Annotated in this window: 17 protein-coding genes and 1 riboswitch; of the genes, 8 read left to right on the top strand and 9 right to left on the bottom strand. The window is 67.2% G+C overall.

Translation table 11 applies throughout. The annotated features are described in order from the left end of the window. Nucleotides 1-113: 113 nt before the first annotated feature. From AC1DK9_RS09990 to AC1DK9_RS09970, 5 genes are all read right to left on the bottom strand, one after another. Nucleotides 114-1,184, bottom strand: a complete 1,071-nt coding sequence (locus tag AC1DK9_RS09990) for a Gfo/Idh/MocA family protein (RefSeq protein WP_476915809.1) — start codon at nt 1,182-1,184, stop codon at nt 114-116. A gap of 98 nt (nt 1,185-1,282) precedes the next feature. After that, nucleotides 1,283-2,383, bottom strand: a complete 1,101-nt coding sequence (locus tag AC1DK9_RS09985) for a substrate-binding domain-containing protein (protein WP_476861871.1) — start codon at nt 2,381-2,383, stop codon at nt 1,283-1,285. 64 nt (nt 2,384-2,447) lie between these two features. After that, on the bottom strand, nt 2,448-3,716 hold the full coding sequence (gene mmsB, locus AC1DK9_RS09980; RefSeq protein WP_476861870.1) for a multiple monosaccharide ABC transporter permease: 1,269 nt from the start codon (nt 3,714-3,716) through the stop codon (nt 2,448-2,450). 45 nt (nt 3,717-3,761) lie between these two features. Beyond that, a complete protein-coding gene (gene mmsA / locus AC1DK9_RS09975) occupies nt 3,762-5,318 on the bottom strand; it encodes a multiple monosaccharide ABC transporter ATP-binding protein (RefSeq protein ID WP_476861869.1) in 1,557 nt (518 codons plus the stop codon). Between the two features lie 130 nt (nt 5,319-5,448). Further along, a complete protein-coding gene (locus AC1DK9_RS09970) occupies nt 5,449-6,639 on the bottom strand; it encodes an ROK family transcriptional regulator (protein ID WP_476861868.1) in 1,191 nt (396 codons plus the stop codon). Between the two features lie 332 nt (nt 6,640-6,971). On the opposite strand from AC1DK9_RS09970, the gene AC1DK9_RS09965 reads away from it, so the two are divergent. Further along, a complete protein-coding gene (locus AC1DK9_RS09965) occupies nt 6,972-7,781 on the top strand; it encodes a nitrilase-related carbon-nitrogen hydrolase (protein WP_476915836.1) in 810 nt (269 codons plus the stop codon). On the opposite strand, the gene AC1DK9_RS09960 is transcribed toward AC1DK9_RS09965, so the two are convergent. Beyond that, a complete protein-coding gene (locus AC1DK9_RS09960) occupies nt 7,760-9,478 on the bottom strand; it encodes a PucR family transcriptional regulator (RefSeq protein ID WP_476861867.1) in 1,719 nt (572 codons plus the stop codon). The genes AC1DK9_RS09965 and AC1DK9_RS09960 overlap by 22 nt on opposite strands. Before the next feature lie 145 nt (nt 9,479-9,623). On the opposite strand from AC1DK9_RS09960, the gene AC1DK9_RS09955 reads away from it, so the two are divergent. Both AC1DK9_RS09955 and AC1DK9_RS09950 read left to right on the top strand, forming a co-directional pair. Next, nucleotides 9,624-11,165, top strand: a complete 1,542-nt coding sequence (locus AC1DK9_RS09955; protein WP_476861866.1) for an amino acid permease — start codon at nt 9,624-9,626, stop codon at nt 11,163-11,165. Further along, complete coding sequence (locus AC1DK9_RS09950; RefSeq protein WP_476861865.1) at nt 11,162-12,871, top strand: flavin monoamine oxidase family protein; 1,710 nt, start codon at nt 11,162-11,164, stop codon at nt 12,869-12,871. Before AC1DK9_RS09955 ends, AC1DK9_RS09950 begins: the two co-directional genes overlap by 4 nt. A 25-nt stretch (nt 12,872-12,896) precedes the next feature. Here the strand turns inward: AC1DK9_RS09950 and AC1DK9_RS09945 are convergent, their stop codons facing one another. The 3 genes from AC1DK9_RS09945 to purU form a co-directional block, all read right to left on the bottom strand. Next, nucleotides 12,897-13,415 carry a gamma carbonic anhydrase family protein gene (locus AC1DK9_RS09945; RefSeq protein WP_476861864.1) on the bottom strand — a complete coding sequence of 173 codons (519 nt, stop codon included), beginning with the start codon at nt 13,413-13,415 and terminating at the stop codon, nt 12,897-12,899. A 440-nt stretch (nt 13,416-13,855) separates the two neighbouring features. Next, on the bottom strand, nt 13,856-14,269 hold the full coding sequence (locus tag AC1DK9_RS09940; protein ID WP_476861863.1) for a methyltransferase domain-containing protein: 414 nt from the start codon (nt 14,267-14,269) through the stop codon (nt 13,856-13,858). 52 nt (nt 14,270-14,321) lie between these two features. Beyond that, a complete protein-coding gene (purU, locus tag AC1DK9_RS09935; RefSeq protein ID WP_476861862.1) occupies nt 14,322-15,182 on the bottom strand; it encodes a formyltetrahydrofolate deformylase in 861 nt (286 codons plus the stop codon). Nucleotides 15,183-15,213: 31 nt separating this feature from the next. Further along, nucleotides 15,214-15,299: riboswitch (ZMP/ZTP riboswitch) on the top strand. A gap of 171 nt (nt 15,300-15,470) precedes the next feature. Here purU and glyA point away from each other — a divergent pair. The 5 genes from glyA to AC1DK9_RS09910 all read left to right on the top strand — a co-directional run bounded on the left by glyA (nt 15,471) and on the right by AC1DK9_RS09910 (nt 20,591). Continuing rightward, on the top strand, nt 15,471-16,772 hold the full coding sequence (gene glyA, locus AC1DK9_RS09930) for a serine hydroxymethyltransferase (protein WP_476861861.1): 1,302 nt from the start codon (nt 15,471-15,473) through the stop codon (nt 16,770-16,772). A 4-nt stretch (nt 16,773-16,776) separates the two neighbouring features. Then, on the top strand, nt 16,777-17,721 hold the full coding sequence (locus AC1DK9_RS09925) for a bifunctional methylenetetrahydrofolate dehydrogenase/methenyltetrahydrofolate cyclohydrolase (RefSeq protein ID WP_476861860.1): 945 nt from the start codon (nt 16,777-16,779) through the stop codon (nt 17,719-17,721). Nucleotides 17,722-17,876: 155 nt separating this feature from the next. After that, complete coding sequence (locus AC1DK9_RS09920; protein ID WP_476861913.1) at nt 17,877-18,845, top strand: ABC transporter ATP-binding protein; 969 nt, start codon at nt 17,877-17,879, stop codon at nt 18,843-18,845. Nucleotides 18,846-18,855: 10 nt separating this feature from the next. Further along, complete coding sequence (locus AC1DK9_RS09915) at nt 18,856-19,722, top strand: ABC transporter permease (RefSeq protein WP_476861859.1); 867 nt, start codon at nt 18,856-18,858, stop codon at nt 19,720-19,722. Beyond that, nucleotides 19,719-20,591, top strand: coding sequence for an ABC transporter permease (locus AC1DK9_RS09910; protein WP_476915808.1), 873 nt, complete (start codon nt 19,719-19,721; stop codon nt 20,589-20,591). Before AC1DK9_RS09915 ends, AC1DK9_RS09910 begins: the two co-directional genes overlap by 4 nt. Nucleotides 20,592-20,596: the final 5 nt, after the last annotated feature.

Below are 20,596 nucleotides of genomic sequence, written 5' to 3'. Positions count from 1 at the left end.
GCAACACACCTCCCCGAAATCTATCGACGATTGGACTACAGGGTAAGTCCGGGGGCCGGGGCGAGTCCATAGCCGACGGCAAATTCCGGCCTTGAAAGCCCGGAAATTCAGGGTCAGTGCGCGTCGTTCGGGTAGCTCACTCCCAACTGGGCCCGGACGCCGTCGAACAGCCTCATGGTGTCGAGGGAGTCCTCCAGCGGCATCACGGGGCTTTCGGTGAGTCCCTGCTGGATGCAGCGGGTGACCTCGCGGAGTTCGTAGCTGTAGCCGCGGCCCACCACACTGAACTGCTCCGTGCGCGGCTCGTCAAAGCCGACCCGCACGAGCAGTTCCTTGGGGTTATTGACCGAGCCCACGCTTTGCAGGAACCCATTGCTCCCGGCCACCGTGGCGGCGCGGGGACCGTGGGCCAGGAGCGAGGAAGTCAGCTGGGCCTGTGCGCCGTGGTGGTAGCCCAGCGTCAGCGCGTTTTGAGCGTCCACGCCGTCGTCGTTGATCCAGCCGGTGGCACTGACCGTCTGCGGGAAGCCCAGCGTGCCCAGCGCCCACAGCAGGGGATAGATGGTGATGTCCAACAAGGCGCCGCCGCCGTCCCTCGGAGCCCAGAGCCGCGAGGTGGGGGAGTAGGGCGCAGGAAAGCCCAGGTCGGCACTGACCCATTTGACCTCGCCGATCTCGCCCGAGGCGGCGATCTCGAAGGCCCGCTGCATGCTGGGCAGGAACCGGCTCCACATCGCTTCCATCAGGAACAAGCCCCGTTCCCGCGCCAGCTCCACAAGCTCGGTGGCCTCCCGGGCGTTCACGGTGAGGGCCTTCTCGCAGAGCACGTGTTTGCCGGCCTGCAGCGCGGCCATTGCGATTTCGTGATGGTGGGCGTGCGGCGTGGCGACATAGATGACGTCGACGGCGTCGTCGGCCAGCAACCGCTCATAGCCGGCCTCGCCGTCGTGATCCCCGTAGGCCCGGGTGAAACCGTAGTCGGCCGCAAACGCGTCGGCGGCGGCCTGGCTGCGCGAGCTGACCGCGTACAGCTCCGCATCGGAGAGCAATTCCAGGTCCCGGGTCACGGCGGCGGCGATCCCGCCGGTGGCGATGACACCCCAGCGCAGGCGGGCGCCCGTGGCGCTCCGCGGGTCCTGGTCGGGTTGATCGGACAGCCAGGGCCTGGCGATGTGGGCGCTCATGCTGCCATCCTCTCACCCGCGCATGAAAAGAGCCCCGGCCCTCCCGCGGTGAACTGGTCACTGCGGAGGAGCCGGGGCCCTAGTGGTGAAGCGTCAGGCTACTTGGTGATCGGTCCGAGTACCGGATCGTCGACGTAGGCCGTCTTGACGTTTTCCTTGGTCACGATGACCGGCTCCAGCAGGTACGCCGGGACGGTCTTGACCTTGTTGTTGTAGGACTTGTCATCGTTGATCTCAGGCGTCTTGCCGGCCTGGATGTCCTTGACCATGGTGATCGCGTGCTCGACGAGCTTGCGGGTGTCCTTGTTGATGGTGGAGTACTGCTCGCCGGCCATGATGGACTTGACGGATTCAACCTCGGAGTCCTGCCCGGTGACAACCGGCAGCGGCTTGCCGGCGGCCTTGACCGAGGTCAGGATGGCGCGGGCCAGCGTGTCGTTCGGGGACAGCACGCCGTCAAGCGTGCCGCTGCCGTAGGTGCCGGCGAGCAGGGTGTCCATACGGCGCTGGGCGTTCTCGGCCTTCCAGCCCTGGGTAACGGCCTGTTCGAAGGACTTCTGGCCCGACTTGACCACAAGGGTGCCGTCGTCGATCTTCGGCTGGAGCACCTTCATGGCGCCGTCGAAGAAGACCTTCGCGTTGGCGTCATCCGGGGAACCGGCGAACAGTTCGATGTTGTACGGGCCCGAGGGCTTCTTGGCCTTCATGCCGTCCAACAGTGCCTGGCCCTGCAGCTCGCCAACCTTGAAGTTGTCGTATGCCACGTAGTAGTCCACGTTGGGGGTGTTCAGGAGCAGACGGTCGTACGCGATGATGGTGGCGCCGGCGTCCTTGGCCTGCTTGAGCTGGGTACCCAGCTGGGCGCCGTCGATGGCACCCACGATGATGACCTTGGCACCCTTGGTGACCATGGCGCTGATCTGGTTCTGCTGTTCCGAGACGCCGCCGTTGGCGAACTGCACATCAGCCTTGAACCCGGCACCCTTGAGGCCGTCGTTGAACAGCTTCTCTGCCAGCACCCAGTTTTCGCTGGTCTTCTGGGGGAGTGCGACGCCGATCGAGGAGTCCTTGGGGAACGCCTCGCCACCGCCGCTCGCGCCACCGGAAGTTCCGCTGTCGGAACGGCCGCAGGCTGTCAGCGCCAGTGCCGCAATAGCAGCGATTGCTGCTGCCTTTCCTGCTTTACCAATCATTTGCATTGCTTGGTTCACTTTCTTTAGATGGTGTTCGGAGATTCAGGGGTTAGGGGAGCCAGTCAGCCGATCAGGCTTCCTTGGCGATGACCTCTTTGGTGGAAGTGGTCTCGTCGGGCTTGATCTCGTTGCCGCGGCCGAAGTTCTTCATCATCATGCCGATGATGGACCGCTTGCCCTGGGACTTGTTGTAGACATCGAAGGCGACGGCGATCAGCAGCACGAGGCCCTTGATGATCTGGGTGAGGTCGGCGCCGACGCCGAGCAGCTGCAGGCCGTTGTTCAGCACAGCCATCACGAGGCCACCGACGATCGAGCCGATCACGGTGCCGACGCCGCCGGTCACAGCGGCGCCGCCGATGAAGACTGCGGCGATGGCGTCAAGTTCCCAGCCGACGCCGTCGAACGGGCCCGATGCGGTGGAGCGGCCGACGAAGATCATGCCGGCCAGGCCGGCCAGGATGGACATGTTCATCATGACCAGGAAGTTGACCTTCTTGGACTGCACGCCGGAGAGTTCGGCCGCGTGGCGGTTGCCGCCGACGGCGTAGATGTGGCGGCCGACGATGGTCTTGGAGGAGATGAAGCCGTAGACCAGGACCAGGACGGCCAGGATCAGGCCCGGGATCGGGAACGAGGTGCCCGGGCGGCCGGTGGCGAACAGGTACGTCGCGTAGAGGATGGCGCCGCAGATCAGGACGAGCTTGGTGATGGACACCCAGGCCTCGGTCACCTCGGCGCCCAGGGCCTTGGCCTTCCGGCGGGAGCGGATCTCGCTGACGATCACGAACGCCACGCCGGCCAGGCCCAGCAGCAGGGTCAGGTTGTTGTAGCCCGTGTTGGGCCCGAACTCAGGCAGGTAGCCGGAACCGATGTACTGGAAGTCGGCGGGAACCGGGATGGTGTTGGACTTGCCCACGAACTGGTTGAAGCCGCGGAAGAGCAGCATGCCGGCCAGGGTGACGATGAAGGCCGGGATGCCGACGTAGGCGGTCCAGAAGCCCTGCCAGGCGCCGATCAGGGCGCCGAGCAGCAGGCCAAACAGGATGCCGAGGTACCACGGGATGCCCCAGTCCTGGATCATCAGGGCGACGCTGACGCCGACGAACGCCGCGACCGAGCCGACCGAGAGGTCGATGTGGCCGGCGATGATCACCAGCACCATGCCGATCGCGAGGATCAGGATGTAGGAGTTGCCGTTGAAGAGGTTGATCACGTTGCCCGGGGTGAGGGTGTTGCCCCCGGTGGCGATCTGGAAGAAGACGATCAGTGCAACCAGGGCGAAGATCATGCCGAATTGGCGGGTATTGCCGCCAAAGAGCTTCTTGAGCGCGTTCATTTTGTCAGTCCTTGTTGTCCGGAATGTTCTGGATGGTCCAGAGGGTCAGGCAGTCTTGCGGGCGGAAGTCATGAGTTTCATGAGGCTCTCCTGGCTGGCGTCCTCTTTGTTCAGCACGCCGGTGATGGCGCCTTCGAAGATGGTGTAGATGCGGTCGGAGAGACCGAGCAGTTCCGGGAGCTCCGAGGAGATCACGATTACGCCCTTGCCCTGGTTGGCCAGTTGCTGGATGATCCCGTAGATCTCGTATTTGGCGCCGACGTCGATCCCTCGGGTCGGTTCGTCCAGGATCAGCAGATCCGGGTCGGTGAACATCCACTTCGCCAGCACCACCTTCTGCTGGTTGCCGCCGGACAACTTGGCCACGCCTTCCTCAACGGACGGCGTCTTGGTGCGCAGCGACTTGCGGTACTGCTCGGCGACGGTGAATTCCTTGTCGGCGTCGACGACGTTGTGCTTGCTGATCTTCTTCAGCGCCGCCGAGACCGTGGTGGCCTTGATGTCGTCGAGCAGGTTCAGGCCCAGGGACTTGCGGTCCTCGGTGACGTAGCCAAGGCCGGCGTCGATCGCCTGCTTGACGGTCTTCAGGTGCAGTTCCTTGCCGTCCTTGTACACCTGGCCGGAGATGAAGCGGCCGTAGGAGCGGCCGAAGAGGGACCGTGCGAGCTCGGTGCGCCCGGCACCCATCAGGCCGGCGAAGCCGACGATCTCGCCGCGGCGGACGAAGAAGTTCGAGTTCTTGCAGACCAGGCGGTCCTGGATCTGCGGGTGCCCCACGTTCCAGTTCTTGACCTCGAAGAACGTCTCGCCGATCTTGGGCTCATGGTCCGGGAATCGGGATTCCAAGGTTCGGCCCACCATGCCCTTGATGATGCGGTCCTCGTCGACGCCGTCGGCCTTGACGTCCAGCGTCTCGATCGACTTGCCGTCGCGGATGATCGTGATGGAGTCGGCGATCTGCTCGATCTCGTTGAGCTTGTGCGAAATGATGATGGAGGTGATGCCCCGGCCCTTGAGGCCCAGAATCAGGTCCAGCAGGTGCTGGGAATCGGATTCGTTCAGCGCCGCGGTGGGCTCGTCCAGGATGAGGAGCTTGACCTTCTTGTTCAGCGCCTTGGCGATTTCGACCAGCTGCTGCTTGCCGACGCCGATCTCCTTGACCGGGGTGTCCGGGTCCTCGCGCAGGCCCACCCGGGCGAGCAGTTCGGTAGAGCGGATCCGTGCCTCGGCCCAGTCGATCACCCCGCGCTTGGTGGGCTCGTTGCCCAGGAAGATGTTCTCCATGATGGAGAGTTCCGGGATGAGCGCCAGCTCCTGGTGGATGATCACGATGCCGGCGTGCTCGCTGGCCCGGATGTCCTTGAACTGCTGGACCTCGCTCTGGTAGACGATGTCGCCGGTGTAGCTGCCGTAGGGGTAAACGCCCGAGAGCACCTTCATGAGGGTGGATTTTCCTGCGCCGTTTTCGCCGCAGATGGCGTGGATCTCGCCGGCCTTCACCCGCAGGTTCACCTCGGACAAAGCTTTAACGCCGGGGAACTCTTTGGTGATGGAGCGCATCTCGAGAATTATCGGATCGCTGTGCGTGTTGAGGGACGTCATCTGCCCTTACGCCTCCAATGCATGACTTCGTTGTCCGCCCCTGCAAACCGCAGGGCCGTCTGATGGAAAAGTAAACTGGATCACGCCGTTGTCGTCAAGTCTTTAACGCAACAGCTGGGTAACGGCTGTTTTAGTTTCGCCTGATTCCGGCGTGTTGGAAGACCAGGGCCGTCGCCCCCAGGGCCTCCGCACGGTCGCCAAGCGAGGACATGGTCAGGACCGTGGTCTCGCCGATGACCGGGACGGCGTGCCGGACCAGGCCGCGGCGGATCGGGTCCAGGAGAAGCTCGCCGAGACCCGCCAGCGGGCCTCCGACGACGATCACTTCCGGGTTGATCAGGTTCGCGACGTTGCCCAGCGCCCGCCCGGCGGCGAGCCCTGCGTCGTCAATCACCCGCATGGTGGCCGAATCGCGGGCGAGGGCCTTCCGGACGATGTCCTCGGCGGTCAGCGGCTTGTCCTCGCCCCGGCTCAGGAGCTCGATCATGGTGGTGGTGGAGGCAATCGTTTCCAGGCAGCCACGGTTGCCGCAGCGGCAGACCAGGCCGTGCTCGTGGATGGTGGCATGGCCGATTTCGCCGGTGATTCCGACGTTCCCGTAGTAGGGCATGCCGTTGAGGATCAGGCCGGCACCGATGCCCGAGCCGATCTTTAGGAAGAGCAGGTTGCTGATGCCCGTGTGCGGGCCCCAGGTCACCTCGGACAGGGCGCCAAGATTGGCGTCGTTATCGACCCAGACCGGGAGATCCAGGGCTTCTTCGAGGCGCTGGAGGATGTTGATGCCCACCCACTCGGGCAGGATGGCGCCTTGCGCCACGGTGCCGGTGCGGCGGTCGATCGGGCCGGGGATGCCGACGCCGGCACCCACCAGCGCGCTGCGTTCGACGCCGCTGTCGGCCAGCAGCCGGTCCAGCACCCCGACGGCGGCCGTGATGCCCTCTTCGGCATGGTGGCCGAGGGGCAGGAGGACCGATTCCTCGGCGATCACGTGGTAGCTGAGCGAGGCCAGGACCACCCGGAGGTGGCGGCGGCCGAAGTCGATGCCCACGGCGACGGCGCCGTTGCTGTTGAGCCGGACGTTCAACGCGCGGCGCCCGGAGCTGGTGGTCGGTTCGGTGGAGGCGAGCCCGGCATCCTGCATGATCTTGACGATGTTGGAGACTGTGGCCGTGGAGAGGCCGGTCTGGCGGGCCAGTTCCGCCTGGGTGGACGGGCCGGCCAGCAGGCATTCGATGATCCGCTGCTGGTTCAGGTGCCGGAGGGCGGACTGTGACCCGGGGTTTTTAGTGCGGCTCCTCGTTGAGCGCGTTGGTGAGGGCATGCAATGAAGAGTGCCCCATCGGCGTCTTGTAGTCAAGAAGTTAACGCAACGGCCCGGGCGCGTCGCCGTCTCCGTTCAGCCTGCGTGCCTTCGCGGAAGGGGCCGTTCGGCCCGGACAGCCCTGCCTGCCGGCGCGATCGCCCCTCGGGCCCGGGACGGGCCCGCTACCGCGTGTGCTGGGCACCAGTCCCGCGTCCGCTGCCGGGACGTTCCGCCCTGCCCGGCCGCCAGCCGGGCCGAATTGCACCGGGCCCGCCGGTGCGGGCCGAGGTTAGGCTGGAAGAAACCCCGCGGCGAGCATGCCGGGGCGTCCAAAGAATCCCAAGGTGGTAATGGTGCTGCTGGCCCTCATGCAAGCGAACTCGGCCGTGCTCGATGTGGCGGCGAACCTGGCCACCGTCGAGGAGGCGGCGCGCGCAGCATCCGCGGCGGGCGCGCAGCTGCTACTGACGCCGGAGCTCTTCCCGGTGGGTTACGCGCCGCGCCGGCTGCGGGCGGCCTGGGATTCCGCCGAGCTTCCGGCGCTCCGAGCGGCCCTCGCCGACGTAGCCCGGCGGCACGACATCGGGCTGGTGTACAGCCTGCCTGACGTGACCCCGGCGGGGGAGTGGCACATCGCGGCGACCCTGGTGGACGAGTCCGGCGACGAGCTGCTCGGCTACCGGAAGGTGCACTTGTTCGGCCCCGATGAGCGGGCTGCGTTTTCGGCCGCCGTCGAGGCCCCGGCCGTCGTCGGGTTCCACGGACTGAGGGTCTCGCTGGTCATCTGCTACGACATCGAGTTCCCCGAGTCTGCCCGGGCCGCAGCCCTGCGCGGCGCCGAACTATTGCTGGTGCCTACGGCCCTCGCCGGCGGATTCAACGCCGTGCCGGAGGTGCTGGTCCGGGCCAGGGCGCTGGAGAACCAGCTGACCGTTGCCTATGCCAACCACACCGGAGTGGAGGTCGGCTGCGAGTTCCGCGGCGGCAGCATCGTGGCCGGCCCCGACGGCGATGTCCTGGCCGCGGCCGGACCCGGCGCGGAATTGGTGTTCGCCGACGTCGGTGTCCCGGCGGTCGCCGCCGCGGACTCCGCTGCGGACGGTGACGTGGCCTACCTGCGTGACCGTCGCCCGGACCTCTACCGTTCCTGGGGAGTCTGAGCGGCGGCGACATCCCCGGCGTCGGTCCGCTCCGGGGCGGCCTGGTACTGGAGTGCGACCCAGAGCTCCGCGCGGGCCTGGGCCCGGTTGAGATCCAGGCCCAGCAGCTCGGCAATGACGCCGACCTGACGGCGGACGCTGTTGCGATGCAGCCCGATGGCCTTCGCGGTGGCGTCCCAGCTGCCGTGCTCGCCGAGCCACGCGCGCAGGATCCCGAGCAAAGCGTCGCGCCGGTCCGGCTCGAGCTCGAGCAGGGGTGCCAGCAGGCGGTCCGCGAGCAGGGTGCCCGCCTCGGGGCCGAGAAGGCCCGTCACGGACCAGGTGACATCGTCCTCCCGAACGCTGCGGCGGCCCGTGAGAACCTGGTTCCGCAACGAGGAGGCCCGGCGGTAGGAGTCAGCCAGACCCTCGAAATCGGTCACCCCGCCAATCACCAGACACCAGCCCAGCCGTTCCACCTCGGCGAGCAGGGCGTCATCGACGCGGAGCCGGGTAATGGCGGCGAAGCCGTAGTCGGTGAGCTCCACCAGCTTGGTGTCAAACAGCCGGCGCCATTCGAGCAGCTCCCGCACCGGGCCTTCACCCGTCCGGCGCGGAGCATCCGAGGGCCGGGCGCTGCCGGCGGGGGTGCCGAGCCGGAGGCCCTGGACGACGCGCAGCTGCCCGGACCGGGTTGAGGAAATGCTCTGGGCCAGCAGGTCCTTCAAGCCGGTGACGTGCCGTGCCGTCCCGGAAACCAGGCTGTCCCGATGCAGCAACAACGCTGTGGCCAGCTGGCTCGGGGCCAGCGAACCGCTGGTGCGCTGGCGGACCAGCAATTCCAGCAGTCCGACGGTGGTGGAGACGACGCTGTTCTGCGCCGGCGTCAGCGGTGCGTCGGTGCCGAGGATGAGCGCGCCAAGGTTGGCGTCCCGGGTGCTGCGCAAGGGATGCCCGAAGACCAGCGAGGAGCCGGCGGCGTCGAACGAATCCATCTCCACCCGGGGGCCGCTGCCGGCGAGCAGCCGGACGAGCAGCGGCTGCAGTGCCGCCGAATCGACGCCCGCTGCGGCGCCCGGGCCACCGGGTCCCGGGCCCGCGGCCCGGGACCCGGTGGAACCGGCTGCGCCGCGGGCACGCACCCGTCCGTCCGCGCCGAACAACACGGCCCAGACGGGGACACGCTGCACGAGGGCCGCGAGGAGTTCATGTTCGGGGCGTGCGGACAGGACCGCGCGCATCAGCTGACGGTTGGTCTCGGCGAGCTGGCGGAAGGTGCGGGCGTTGTCGGATTCCAGGAGCCGGGAGAACTCGAGCCCCAGGGCGGCGAAGGGCAGATTGCCCGGGATGGCCACGAGGGTCAGCCCGTGCCGGCGGCAGGCGCTGACCACGGCCTCCGGGACGGCGTTGAAATAGGGTTCCAGGCCGAAACCGAGGGCCCCCACCCTGGCCCGGACCAGACGCTCCACGTAAGCATCCACCGCGGCCTCGGTGCCGCCGGCGCCCTCGAACGGCAGCCCGGCGGTCAACAGGAACTCGCCGTCGAGCAGGTAAGGGGTGGGGTCGTCGAGCTCGCTCGGTTCAACCCAGCGCAAGCGTTCGTCCGCGTTGCCGGCGTCGTGCAGCACAACCAGGGACGGGAGTTGGCGCAGGAACTGTGCCAGCGTGACGAAGCCTAAGCTCTCGGCGTCGTCAGCGGCCACGGCCGGGGCTTTCATGGAGGCAGTCCGAGGACCCCGGCGCCGGTGCATTACGTCTCATGAATGATGACTATAGGTCATTTTGCACCGCGGTGAGAGGTGGCTCACACGCCTAGGGTAGGTCAGGGGAAACCGACCAACACTGAAGATAAGGACGTCAACGATGACTGCGCCAACTCTGATCGGGGAACGCCCGCCGGCCGCTGCTGCCGGCCGTCCCGGGCTTGCCGCCCAACTCCTGCGCCGCAAGCCGATCGGGCAACTGGTCCGCGAGGCCGAAACCGGACACGGCGGCACCCGGCTGGTCCGCAGCTTCGGTGTGCTGCAGCTGACCATGATCAGCGTCGGCGCCACGCTCGGCACCGGAATCCTGGTGATCCTGGGCGAATCGGTTCCGCTGGCCGGCCCGGCCATCTGGATCTCCTTCGCCATTGCCGGCCTGGCCGCCCTGCTCTCGGCCGTTTCCTACGCCGAGATGGCCGGCCTGGTGCCCGCCGCCGGGTCCAGCTACTCCTACACCTACGCCACCATGGGTGAGGGCATGGCCTGGATCTGCGGCTGGTGCCTGGTGCTCGAATACGCCGTCTCGGTGGCCGCCGTCGCGGTCGGCGCGGGCCAGTACGTCAACGAGGCCCTGGCCGTCTTCGGCGTGGCACTGCCGGACACCATCTCGCAGCCGCCGGGCGCCGGCGGCCTGCTCAACGTCCCGGCGATCGTCATCGTGGTCCTGGCCATGGTGCTCCTGGTCCGCGGCGCCAAGGAAAGCGCCTGGATCAACACCGCGATCGTCCTGGTCAAAGTCGGCATCCTGCTGTTCTTCTGCGCCGTGGCCTTCACCGCGTTCAATGGCGGCCACTTCGAGCCGCTGATGCCCATGGGCGCCGCCGGAGTCTCGGCCGCTGCCTCCCGGGTCTTCTTTTCCTACATCGGCTTCGACGCCGCCTCCACGGCGGGCGAGGAGGCACGCAATCCCAAGCGCGACCTTCCGCGGGCCATCCTGCTCTCCATGCTGATCGTCACCAGCATCTACGTGCTCGTGGCCGTCGCAGCGATCGGCGCCCGGCCCTGGGGCTGGTTTGACGGCACCGAGGCGGCGCTCGTGAAAATCCTCGAGGAAATCACCGGGCAGCCGTGGGTCGGAGTGCTGTTCGCCGTCGGCGCCGTGCTCGCCATCGCCAGCATCGTGCTGACCGTCCTCTACGGACAGACCCGGATCCTGCTGTCGATGTCCCGCGACGGCCTGGTCCCCAAGGTCTTCGGCCGGGTCTCAGCCCGGACCGGAACCCCCGTTGCCGGCACCCTGATCGTGGGCACCGCCGTCGCGCTGACCGCCGGGCTGGTTCCGCTCGGCGCGCTCGCGGACGCCACCAGCATCGGCACCCTGTTCGCGTTCGCACTCGTCAACGTGGCGGTCATCCACCTCCGGCGCACCCGGCCGGAGCTTACCCGCAGCTTCCGCGTCCCGCTGTTTCCATTGACCCCGATCCTTGGCGCCCTCATGTGCGCCTACCTCATGGCCAACCTCGGGGCCGAGACCTGGGCGGTCTTCGGCGCCTGGATGCTCGTGGGCCTCGCCGCCTACTTCGGCTACGGCCGGCGGAATTCCAGGGTGGCAGCCCTGAGCCACGAGGAATACCGTGAACTGTCAGGCCGCCAACCCGCTAACTCCACCCCCACCCAGGAATTGAAGGCAGACATCTCATGACCACCGCCACTGAACTGCCGGCTCCCGGCCCGGATTCCACTCCGGCCCAAGTCCCGGCCGGGACGCCCATCACCATGCTGAACCCGGATTTCCCGTTCAGCTACGACCACTACCTGGCCCACCCCGACGGCCTGGGCTCCGTGCCGCCCGAGCTGTACGGGGCGGAGGTCGCCGTCGTCGGTGCCGGCCTGTCCGGGCTGGTAACCGCCTACGAACTCATGAAGCTGGGACTGCGGCCGGTGGTCTATGAGGCCGACCGGATCGGCGGCCGGCTGAGGACTGCCAGCTTCCCGTCCGCCCCGGGCGTCGTTGCGGACCTGGGCGGCATGCGGTTCCCGGTCTCAGGCAAGGCCTTCTACCACTATGTAGACCTTCTCGGACTGCAGACCCAGGAGTTCCCCAACCCGCTGGCGCCGGCGACGTCCAGCACCGTGATCGAGCTCGCCGGCCAGAAGTATTACGCCGAGACCGCCGCGGACCTGCCCCCGTTCTTCCTTGAGGTGGCGGAGGCATGGAAGGCTGCCGTGAACGACGGCGCCGCGTTCGCCCAGATGCAGGAGGCCATCCGGGCGCGGGACACGGGCCGGATCAAGGAACTGTGGAACGCGCTGCTGCCGGAACTGGACGAACAGACCTTTTACGGGTTCATCGCCGGCAGCGAAGCCTTCAAGAAGGCCGGCTTCGCCCACCGCGAGGCGTTCGGGCAGGTCGGGTTCGGCACCGGAGGCTGGGACACCGACTTCCCCAACTCGATCCTGGAAATCCTGCGGGTGGTCTACACCGACGCCGACGACCAGCACCGGCTCATCACCGGCGGCGCCCAGCGGCTCCCGGAGGCACTGTGGGAACACGCGCCGTCGGGAATGGCCCACTGGCCGGACGGGACCTCCCTCGCCTCGCTGCACGCCGGTGCCCCGCGCGGCGCCGTGGACCGCATCGCCCGCGACGGCGCCGGGGACTTCCGGGTGAGGGAACGCTGGGGGCGCGAAGCCAGCTACCCGGCGGTGGTCACGACGTGCCAGTCCTGGCTGCTGTCGACCCGGATCCACACGCAAGAGTCCCTGTTTCCGGCTGAGCTGTGGACAGCGATCGAACGCTCGCACTACATGCAGTCGTCCAAGACTTTCGTCATGGTCGACCGGCCGTTCTGGAAGGACGTCGACGCCGAGACCGGCCGCGAGGTCCTGTCGATGACACTGACCGACCGGTTGAACCGGGCCACGTACCTGCTGGACAACGGCCCGGACCAGCCGGCCGTGATCCTGCTGTCCTACACCTGGAACGACGACGCGCTGAAGTGGCTGGCCCTCGATGCCGAGCAGCGGGTGGAGCTCATGTTGCACTCGCTGGAGCAGATCTATCCCGGCGTCGACATCGCCAGCCACATCGTTGGCCAGCCGATCACGGTCTCGTGGGAGGCCGACCCCAACTTCATGGGCGCGTTCAAGGCCAACCTGCCTGGGCACTACCGCTATCAGCAGCGGCTCTTCACCCACTTCAAGCAGGACGGGCTGCCCGCCGAACAGCGGGGGATCTTCCTCGCCGGCGACGACGTGTCCTTCACAGCAGGCTGGGCGGAGGGCGCCGTCAGCACCGGCTTGAACGCGGTCTGGGGTGTGGTCAACCATCTCGGTGGCCGGACCCCCGCCGGGAACCCGGGGCCGGGCGAGCTGCTGGACGAGCTGGGCCCCATCCCGCTGGACTGAGAGCGCCGCCTTTGTGGGGCGCGGGTTAGCCGTGCAGTTCGCGGTGGGCGCGGGCAAGCTCCTGGTAGTGGGCAGCGTTGTGCTTGACGCCCTCAAACTCCTCGTCGCTCAGTTCCCGGCGGACCTTGGCCGGCACGCCGGCGACGAGCGACCGGGGCGGCACGACGGTCCCTTCCAGGACGACGGCGCCGGCGGCCACGAGCGAGCCGGCGCCGATCACCGCGCCGTTCAGGATGGTGGCGCTCATCCCGATCAGGCAGTCGTCCTCGACGGTGCAGCCATGCACCACTGCGCTGTGGCCGACGCTGACCCGGGCGCCAATGGTGCAGGGGAAGTCGGGATCCGCGTGCAGCACGACGTTGTCCTGCAGGTTAGTGCCGGCGCCCACGGAAATCGCGGCGGTGTCGGCCCGGACGGAGACGCCGTAGAAGGCGCTGGAGTTCTCTGCCAGCGTGGCCTTGCCGATCACCGAGGCGCTCGGGGCGACGAAAGCGGATTCGTGGACGGCCGGGGTATCACCGGCGAAGGCGTAAACGGGACTCATGCCTCCAGCCTAGAACCCTCCCGCAGATCCGGCGGTCAAATAGCCGACGCTCCCTCAGGTCTGGCGGCCAAAAGGCAGACCCTCCCTCAGGTCTGGTGGTCAGATAGCGAACCCTCCCGCAGTTCCGACGGCTAGCGACCAAACCCTCCCGTCGTTCATGAGGGAGCGTTCGGTGAATCGCTGCGGGACGTGAGGGAGCGTTTGGTGGAGGGATGCCGGATGTGAGGGAGCGTTGGGTGGAAGACGACCGGATGTGAGGGAGGGTTGGGTGGAAGACGACCGGATGTGAGGGAGCGTTGGGTGGGAGGCCGCCGGATGTGAGGGAGCGGCGGGTGGGAGGCCGCCGGATGTGAGGGGGCGTTGGATGAATCGTCGCCGGATGTGAGGGAGCGTCGGGTGGAGGGGTGCCGGATGTGAGGGAGCGTCGGGGGTGGGCGGGATTAGCCGGGGGAGCGGAGGATGGTGAAGCCGCTCCCGGGTTCCGGGTTTCCGCGGTCGGGGAGGACGACGGCGATCGGTGCGCCGGGTTCCGCTACGCGCGTCAGTTCCCGCACGACGTCGTCGGCCGCCTCAGGGGCAAGCCCCGCCAGCGCGTCCACAGCCCAGACGGCGGCAAACGCGGCGTCTGCGAACGGCAGCGCCCGGCCTGCCGCGACCGAGGCGGAGAGCCCCCGGGCCCGGGCAGCATGGATGTTCTCCTCGGACGCGTCCACGCCGGTGAAATGGATGCCCGCGCGGACAAAGAGCAGCCCCTCCGCACCGGATCCGCAGTCCAGGCCCAGCACTCCCCGCCGGCCCTCCGCCTTGAGCAATGCGAGGAAACCGGTGAGCTGGTCCTGCCGCGTTGATCCCATGGCTTCAGTTAAGGGTGGGGCAGGACCGAAGGCAAGCCCTAGCTGAGTGCCCTTAGCTGAAAACAACCGTCCGGTTGCCATCCAGCAGCACCCGGTGCTCGGCGTGCCACTGGACTGCCTGGGCGAGCGTACGGCCTTCGACGTCGCGGCCCATCTGGACAAACTGCTCGGCTGTGCGCCGGTGGTCCACCCGGATGACTTCCTGCTCAATGATCGGGCCCTCGTCCAGGGCCGCGGTGACGTAGTGGGCCGTGGCGCCAATGAGCTTCACGCCGCGGGCGTGGGCTTGGTGGTACGGCTTGGCGCCCTTGAAGGAAGGCAGGAAGGAGTGGTGGATGTTGATGGCCTTGCCGGTGAGCTCGGTGCAGAGTTCGTCGGAGAGGATCTGCATGTACCGGGCCAGTACGGTGAGCTCGATGTCGTGTTCGGCCATGAGCTTCCGCAGGGCGTCCTCGGCCTCGGTTTTGGTGTCCTTGGTGACCGGGATGTGGTGGAACGGGATGCCGTAGAACTCGGCCAGCGACTCGAGGTCCCGGTGATTGGAGACAATGGCCGGGATCTCGATCGGCAGGGTGCCGGAGCGCTGCAGGAACAGCAGGTCGTTCAGGCAATGCGCGGAGGTGCTCGCCATTAGCAGGGTGCGTACCTTACGGCCGGCCGGGTTGAGGCTCCACTGCATCCCAAAGGCCTGGGCCACCGGCTCAAGGGCGGCATGCAGCTCGGCCGGCGGGGCCGCCGTCGTCGCCTCAACCCGCATGAAGAACGTTCCGGTGCCCTGGCTGCCGTACTGCTGCGAGTCCGTAATATTGCAGCCGGCCACGAGGAGGGCACCCGCCACGGCGTGCACGATCCCGGGCCGGTCGGGGCAGGAGAGGGTCAGAACGTAGGAGGCAGTCAGCTGGTCTTCAGTCACGAAAGACAGCCTACCTGCGGCTGGGATAGTCTGGACTCGTCGCAACTGGCGTTGGGTGGCTAACCACCAGGGAGCGGCACGCACGCAGACCACGGATCGTACGCCTGGGCCGAGGGTCATGTTTTTCCGGACGGCAGCCCGCTGCCGTCCCGCCGACGGCACCCCACCAAGGGTGCTGCGCTCGCGGTATGGGTCCCCGTTTCCGGGCCCGTAATTTAGCGGCGCCTCGGCGGGCCAGCCGGTAACCTGACCTTAAAGCAGTGACCGTTGCCAAGCCAGGAGTTCTTCGTGACTACTTCCCTTCGCCTTTCCTCAGCAGCCGTAAGCAACCAGCCGCTCGCTGAACTCGATCCCGAAATCGCCGCCGTCCTGGACCAGGAGCTCGGCCGCCAGCGAGGCACCCTGGAAATGATCGCCTCCGAGAACTTCGCGCCCCGCGCCGTGATGGAGGCCCAGGGTTCCGTCCTGACCAACAAGTACGCAGAGGGCTACCCGGGACGCCGCTACTACGGCGGCTGCGAGTACGTCGACGTCGCCGAGCAGCTCGCGATCGACCGGGTCAAGTCCCTCTTCGGCGCCGAGTTCGCCAACGTCCAGCCGCACTCCGGCGCGCAGGCCAACGCCGCCGCGCTCTCCGCGATGATCACCCCGGGGGACAAGATCCTGGGCCTCTCGCTGGCCCACGGCGGCCACCTCACCCACGGCATGAAGCTGAACTTCTCCGGCAAGCTGTACGAAGTTGCCGCCTACCAGGTCGAGGAAGACAACTTCCGGATCGACATGGACAAGCTGCGCGAACAGGCGCTCGCCGAGAAGCCGCAGGTCATCATCGCCGGCTGGTCCGCGTACCCCCGCCACCTCGATTTCGCCGCCTTCCGCTCCATCGCCGACGAGGTCGGCGCGCTGCTCTGGACCGACATGGCGCACTTCGCCGGCCTCGTCGCCGCCGGGCTGCACCCCAGCCCGGTCCCGCACTCCGACGTCGTCACCTCCACCGTGCACAAGACCCTTGCCGGTCCGCGTTCCGGCGTGATCCTGGCCAAGCAGGAGTGGGCCAAGAAGATCAACTCCAACGTCTTCCCCGGCCAGCAGGGCGGACCGCTGATGCACGTCATCGCCGCCAAGGCCGTGGCGTTCAAGATCGCCGGCACCGAAGAGTTCAAGGAGCGCCAGGAGCGCGTCCTGGAAGGCGCCCGGATCATCGCCGACCGGCTGAACCAGTCGGACCTCTCCGACGCCGGCGTCAGCGTCCTGACCGGCGGCACCGATGTGCACCTGGTCCTGGTGGACCTGCGCAACTCCCAGCTGGACGGCCAGCAGGCCGAAGACCTGTTGCACTCGGTCGGCATCACGGTCAACCGCAACGCCGTCCCGTTCGACCCGCGCCCGCCGATGGTCACCTCCGGCCTGCGGATCGGCACGCCGGCCCTGGCCACCCGCGGCTTCGGAGCCAAGGAATTCACCGAGGTCGCCGAGATCATCGCCACGGCGCTCAAGGCAGGCTCGGCAACCGACGTTGAGGCGCTCCAGACCCGCGTGGACAAGCTTGCCGAGGACTTCCCGCTGTACCCGCAGCACGAGCAGTGGTGATTCGATGACTGCCACTGACTCCGTACGCGAGCACTCCGAAGCCGGGACACAGACCGCCCGGATCCTCGACGGCAAGGCCACCGCGGCCACCATCAAGGCTGAACTGACCGAACGCGTCGCCGCGCTCAAGGCCAAAGGCGTTGTCCCGGGCCTCGGTACCATCCTGGTCGGCTCAGACCCGGGCAGCACCTGGTATGTGGGCGGCAAGCACAAGGACTGCGCCGAGGTTGGCATCACCTCGATCCGCCGCGACCTCCCGGAAGACACCACCCAGGAGGAGCTGCTGGCCGTGGTCCGGGAACTCAACGAGAACCCGGAGTGCACCGGGTACATCGTCCAGCTCCCGCTGCCCAAGCACATCGACCAGGACGTCATCCTGGAGGCGATGGATCCGGAGAAGGACGCCGACGGACTGCATCCGATGAACCTCGGCCGGCTCGTGGCCAACGTCAGCGGACCGATGAAGTCCCCGCTGCCCTGCACGCCCAAGGGCTGCGTGGAGCTGCTGACCCGGCACGGGATCGACCTCAAGGGCAAGCGCGTCCTCGTGGTGGGCCGCGGCGTCACGATCGGCCGGCCGGTGGGCCTGCTGCTCACCCGCAAGGACGTCAACGCCACGGTCATCCTGGCCCACACCGGCACGGTGGACCTCCCCGCCGAACTCCGGCAGGCCGACGTCGTGATCGCCGCCGCCGGCCAGCCGCACATGATCAAGGCGGCGGATCTCAAGCCGGGCGCCATCGTGCTCGACGTCGGCGTCAGCCGCGTCGACGACGGCTCGGGCAAGGCCGTGGTCACCGGTGACGTGGATCCGGCCGCGGCCGATGTCGCCGCCTGGCTCTCGCCGAACCCCGGGGGAGTGGGCCCGATGACCCGCGCCATGCTGCTGGCGAACGTGGTGGAAACTGCGGAACGCCAGCTGGAAAGCGGACACACCTCCGGCCTCTGACCCAACTGACTCGCAGTAGTTGTCGTTTTGAGCCCTCAAAACGACATCTATTGCGAGTTACTTGGGTGGCGGAAGCGGAAAACTCCGAAGTTTTTACGAAAAGACTCTTTCATAGTTTGCGCGGACTGACTACCGTGTTCCGGGTGTCTGAACTTGTGTCGAAAGAATCTCCCGGGAGCAGCCCCGCCGGAAGCAGCGAACCGCAGTACGTCATCACCGCCGAAAACCTCACCAAAAGCTACGGCGACGTCACCGCCGTCGACGGCATTTCCTTCCGCGTGCCCGCCGGCGAAGCCTTCGGCCTGCTCGGCCCGAACGGCGCCGGAAAATCCACCACCATGAAGATGATCGGCGGGGTCTCGCAGCGGACCTCCGGCAGCCTGAGCATCATGGGGCTGGACCCGGAACAGCACGGTCCCGAGGTCCGAGCCCACCTGGGCGTTGTTCCGCAGCAGGACAACCTCGACGAGGAACTCAAGGTCCGCGACAACCTGCTGGTCTACGGCCGCTACTTCGGCCTGCCGATGAGCTACCTCAAGCCCAAGGCGGACGAACTGCTGGAGTTCGCGCAGCTGACGGACAAGGCCAAATCCAAGGTGGATGCGCTTTCCGGCGGCATGAAGCGACGCCTCACGATCGCCAGGTCCCTGATCAACGAGCCGCGGATCCTGCTGCTGGACGAACCCACCACCGGGCTCGACCCGCAGGCCCGCCACATCCTCTGGGACCGGCTGTTCCGGCTCAAGGAACAGGGCGTCACCCTGATCCTCACCACCCATTACATGGACGAGGCCGAGCAGCTCTGCGACCGCCTGATCGTGGTGGACAAGGGAAAGATCATGGCCGAGGGGTCCCCGGCCAGCCTGATCCGCGAGTACTCCACCCGCGAGGTCCTCGAACTGCGCTTCGGCTCCGAACGCAACGCCACCGTCGGCGCGGAGCTGGAAGGGATCGGCGAGCGGATCGAAACCCTGCCCGACCGTGTCCTCATCTACGCCCACGACGGCGAAGCCGCGCTGGAGCAGGTCTCCGCCCGCGGGCTGCACCCGGTCACCTCGCTGGTGCGCCGCTCCTCGCTGGAGGATGTCTTCCTGCGCCTGACCGGTAGGAGCCTTGTTGACTAAGGAAGCAGAGTTGACTGAGTCCATTCAGTCGGCGACGGCGGCGCCCCGCCCGGCCGCGGGCCGGGCGCACTCGCCGGCCGTCTCGGCCGCCCGGGCCCGGCGTTGGGGGGCGTTCTACTACGCCGAACAGGTCCTGCGCGTGATGAAGGGCTACGGCTGGACCATCGTCATGTACGGCGTCGGCCAGCCGGTCGCCTACCTCTTCGCCATGGGCGTGGGCCTCGCCACGCTCGTGGACACCAACTCCACCGCGGCTTTCGGCGGCGTGAGCTACCTGGCCTTCATCGCCCCCGCGCTGCTGATCTCCGCCGCCGTGATGACAGCTGCCAACGAGTTCACCTTCCCGGTGATGGACGGCTTCAAATGGCGCCGGGTCTACTACGGCCCGCACGCCTCGCCGCTGACTCCGGAGCAGATAGCCGCCGGGCAGATCATCGCCGTCACGGTGCGGTTCGTGCTGCAGTCCGCCATCTACTTCGGCGTCGTGGCGCTCTTTGGCGCGTCCCCGAGCGGCTGGGGCTGGGTCTCGATCCTGGTGGCCACGCTGGCCGGCCTGGCCTTCGGACTGCCCTTGATGGCCTACGCCGCGACCATCAAGAACGACAAGGGCCAGTTCGCCATGGTCATGCGCTTCATCGTGATGCCGCTGTTCCTGTTCTCCGGAACGTTCTTCCCGCTGGATACCCTGCCCCTGGCGGTCCGCTGGATCGGCTGGATCTCACCAATCTGGCACGGCACCGAGCTGGGCCGGGTGTTCAGCTACGGCTACCAGGAGGAGCCGCTGCTCACCCTGGTCCACGTTGTTTTCCTCCTCGGCCTCGCGGTTCTCGGCTGGGTCCTCACCCGGCGCCAGTTCGCCAAAAGGATGGCATCATGAGCACGCTCGCCAGCCGCCCCGGCGCCAGCCACCACGACAAACACGACGACGGCGGCCTGAGCGTCACCGACGCCGCCCGGAACCGCCGCTTCGGTCCGCTTTACTCACGCAACGTGCGCGCCGTCGTCGCGCGCGGGCTGATGGCCACCAAGAGCAGCAACTGGATGGTCATGGTCTCCGGTTTCTTCGAACCCGTGCTGTACCTGATCTCGATGGGCGTGGGGCTGGGCGCAATTGTCGGCGCCGTACAGGGCCCCGGCGGCCAGCAGATTTCCTACGCGGCCTACATCGCCCCGGCCCTGCTGGCGGTCTCGGCGATGAACGGCGCCGTGTACGACTCCACCTGGAACGTCTTCTTCAAGATGAACTTCGCCAAGCTCTACCAGGGCATGCTCTACACCTCCCTGGGCCCGATCGACGTCGCGATGGGTGAAATCTTCCTCGCCCTGCTCCGCGGCCTCATGTACGCCACCGGGTTCACCGCGGTGATGGGCGTGATGGGCCTGATCACCACGCCCTGGGCCATCCTGATGATTCCCGCCTCGGTGCTCATCGCGTTCGGTTTCGCGAGCTTCGGCATGGGCATCACCAGCTTCATGAAGACGTTCCAGCAAATGGACTGGATCAACTTCGTGATGCTGCCGATGTTCCTCTTTAGCGCCACCTTCTACCCGTTGAGCGTGTACCCGCAGTGGATCCAGTGGCTCATCCAGGCCATGCCGCTGTGGCACGGCGTGGAGCTGCTGCGCCAAATCAGCGTGGGCGTCTTCACCCCCGCCACCGCGGTGCACATCGGCTACTACCTCGTCATGATCGTGCTCGGCGTCGCCCTCACCACCGGCCGGCTCCGCCGCCTGTTCCTGAAGTAACTGTT

Source organism: Arthrobacter sp. 01T414 (genome assembly GCF_056398965.1).
This window is presented reverse-complemented; position numbering and strand designations above follow the sequence as displayed.

Bases quoted from the DNA above. Each gene is read 5' to 3' on its own strand.
- AC1DK9_RS09925 (WP_476861860.1), top strand. From the start codon at position 16,777: ATGACTGCCACTGACTCCGTACGCGAGCACTCCGAAGCCGGGACACAG.
- AC1DK9_RS09965 (WP_476915836.1), top strand. From the start codon at position 6,972: ATGGTGCTGCTGGCCCTCATGCAAGCGAACTCGGCCGTGCTCGATGTG.
- AC1DK9_RS09985 (WP_476861871.1), bottom strand. From the start codon at position 2,383: ATGCAAATGATTGGTAAAGCAGGAAAGGCAGCAGCAATCGCTGCTATT.
- AC1DK9_RS09910 (WP_476915808.1), top strand. From the start codon at position 19,719: ATGAGCACGCTCGCCAGCCGCCCCGGCGCCAGCCACCACGACAAACAC.
- AC1DK9_RS09990 (WP_476915809.1), bottom strand. From the start codon at position 1,184: ATGAGCGCCCACATCGCCAGGCCCTGGCTGTCCGATCAACCCGACCAG.
- mmsB (WP_476861870.1), bottom strand. From the start codon at position 3,716: ATGAACGCGCTCAAGAAGCTCTTTGGCGGCAATACCCGCCAATTCGGC.
- AC1DK9_RS09955 (WP_476861866.1), top strand. From the start codon at position 9,624: ATGACTGCGCCAACTCTGATCGGGGAACGCCCGCCGGCCGCTGCTGCC.
- AC1DK9_RS09960 (WP_476861867.1), bottom strand. From the start codon at position 9,478: ATGAAAGCCCCGGCCGTGGCCGCTGACGACGCCGAGAGCTTAGGCTTC.
- mmsA (WP_476861869.1), bottom strand. From the start codon at position 5,318: ATGACGTCCCTCAACACGCACAGCGATCCGATAATTCTCGAGATGCGC.
- AC1DK9_RS09970 (WP_476861868.1), bottom strand. From the start codon at position 6,639: ATGCCCTCACCAACGCGCTCAACGAGGAGCCGCACTAAAAACCCCGGG.
- AC1DK9_RS09945 (WP_476861864.1), bottom strand. From the start codon at position 13,415: ATGAGTCCCGTTTACGCCTTCGCCGGTGATACCCCGGCCGTCCACGAA.
- AC1DK9_RS09940 (WP_476861863.1), bottom strand. From the start codon at position 14,269: ATGGGATCAACGCGGCAGGACCAGCTCACCGGTTTCCTCGCATTGCTC.
- AC1DK9_RS09950 (WP_476861865.1), top strand. From the start codon at position 11,162: ATGACCACCGCCACTGAACTGCCGGCTCCCGGCCCGGATTCCACTCCG.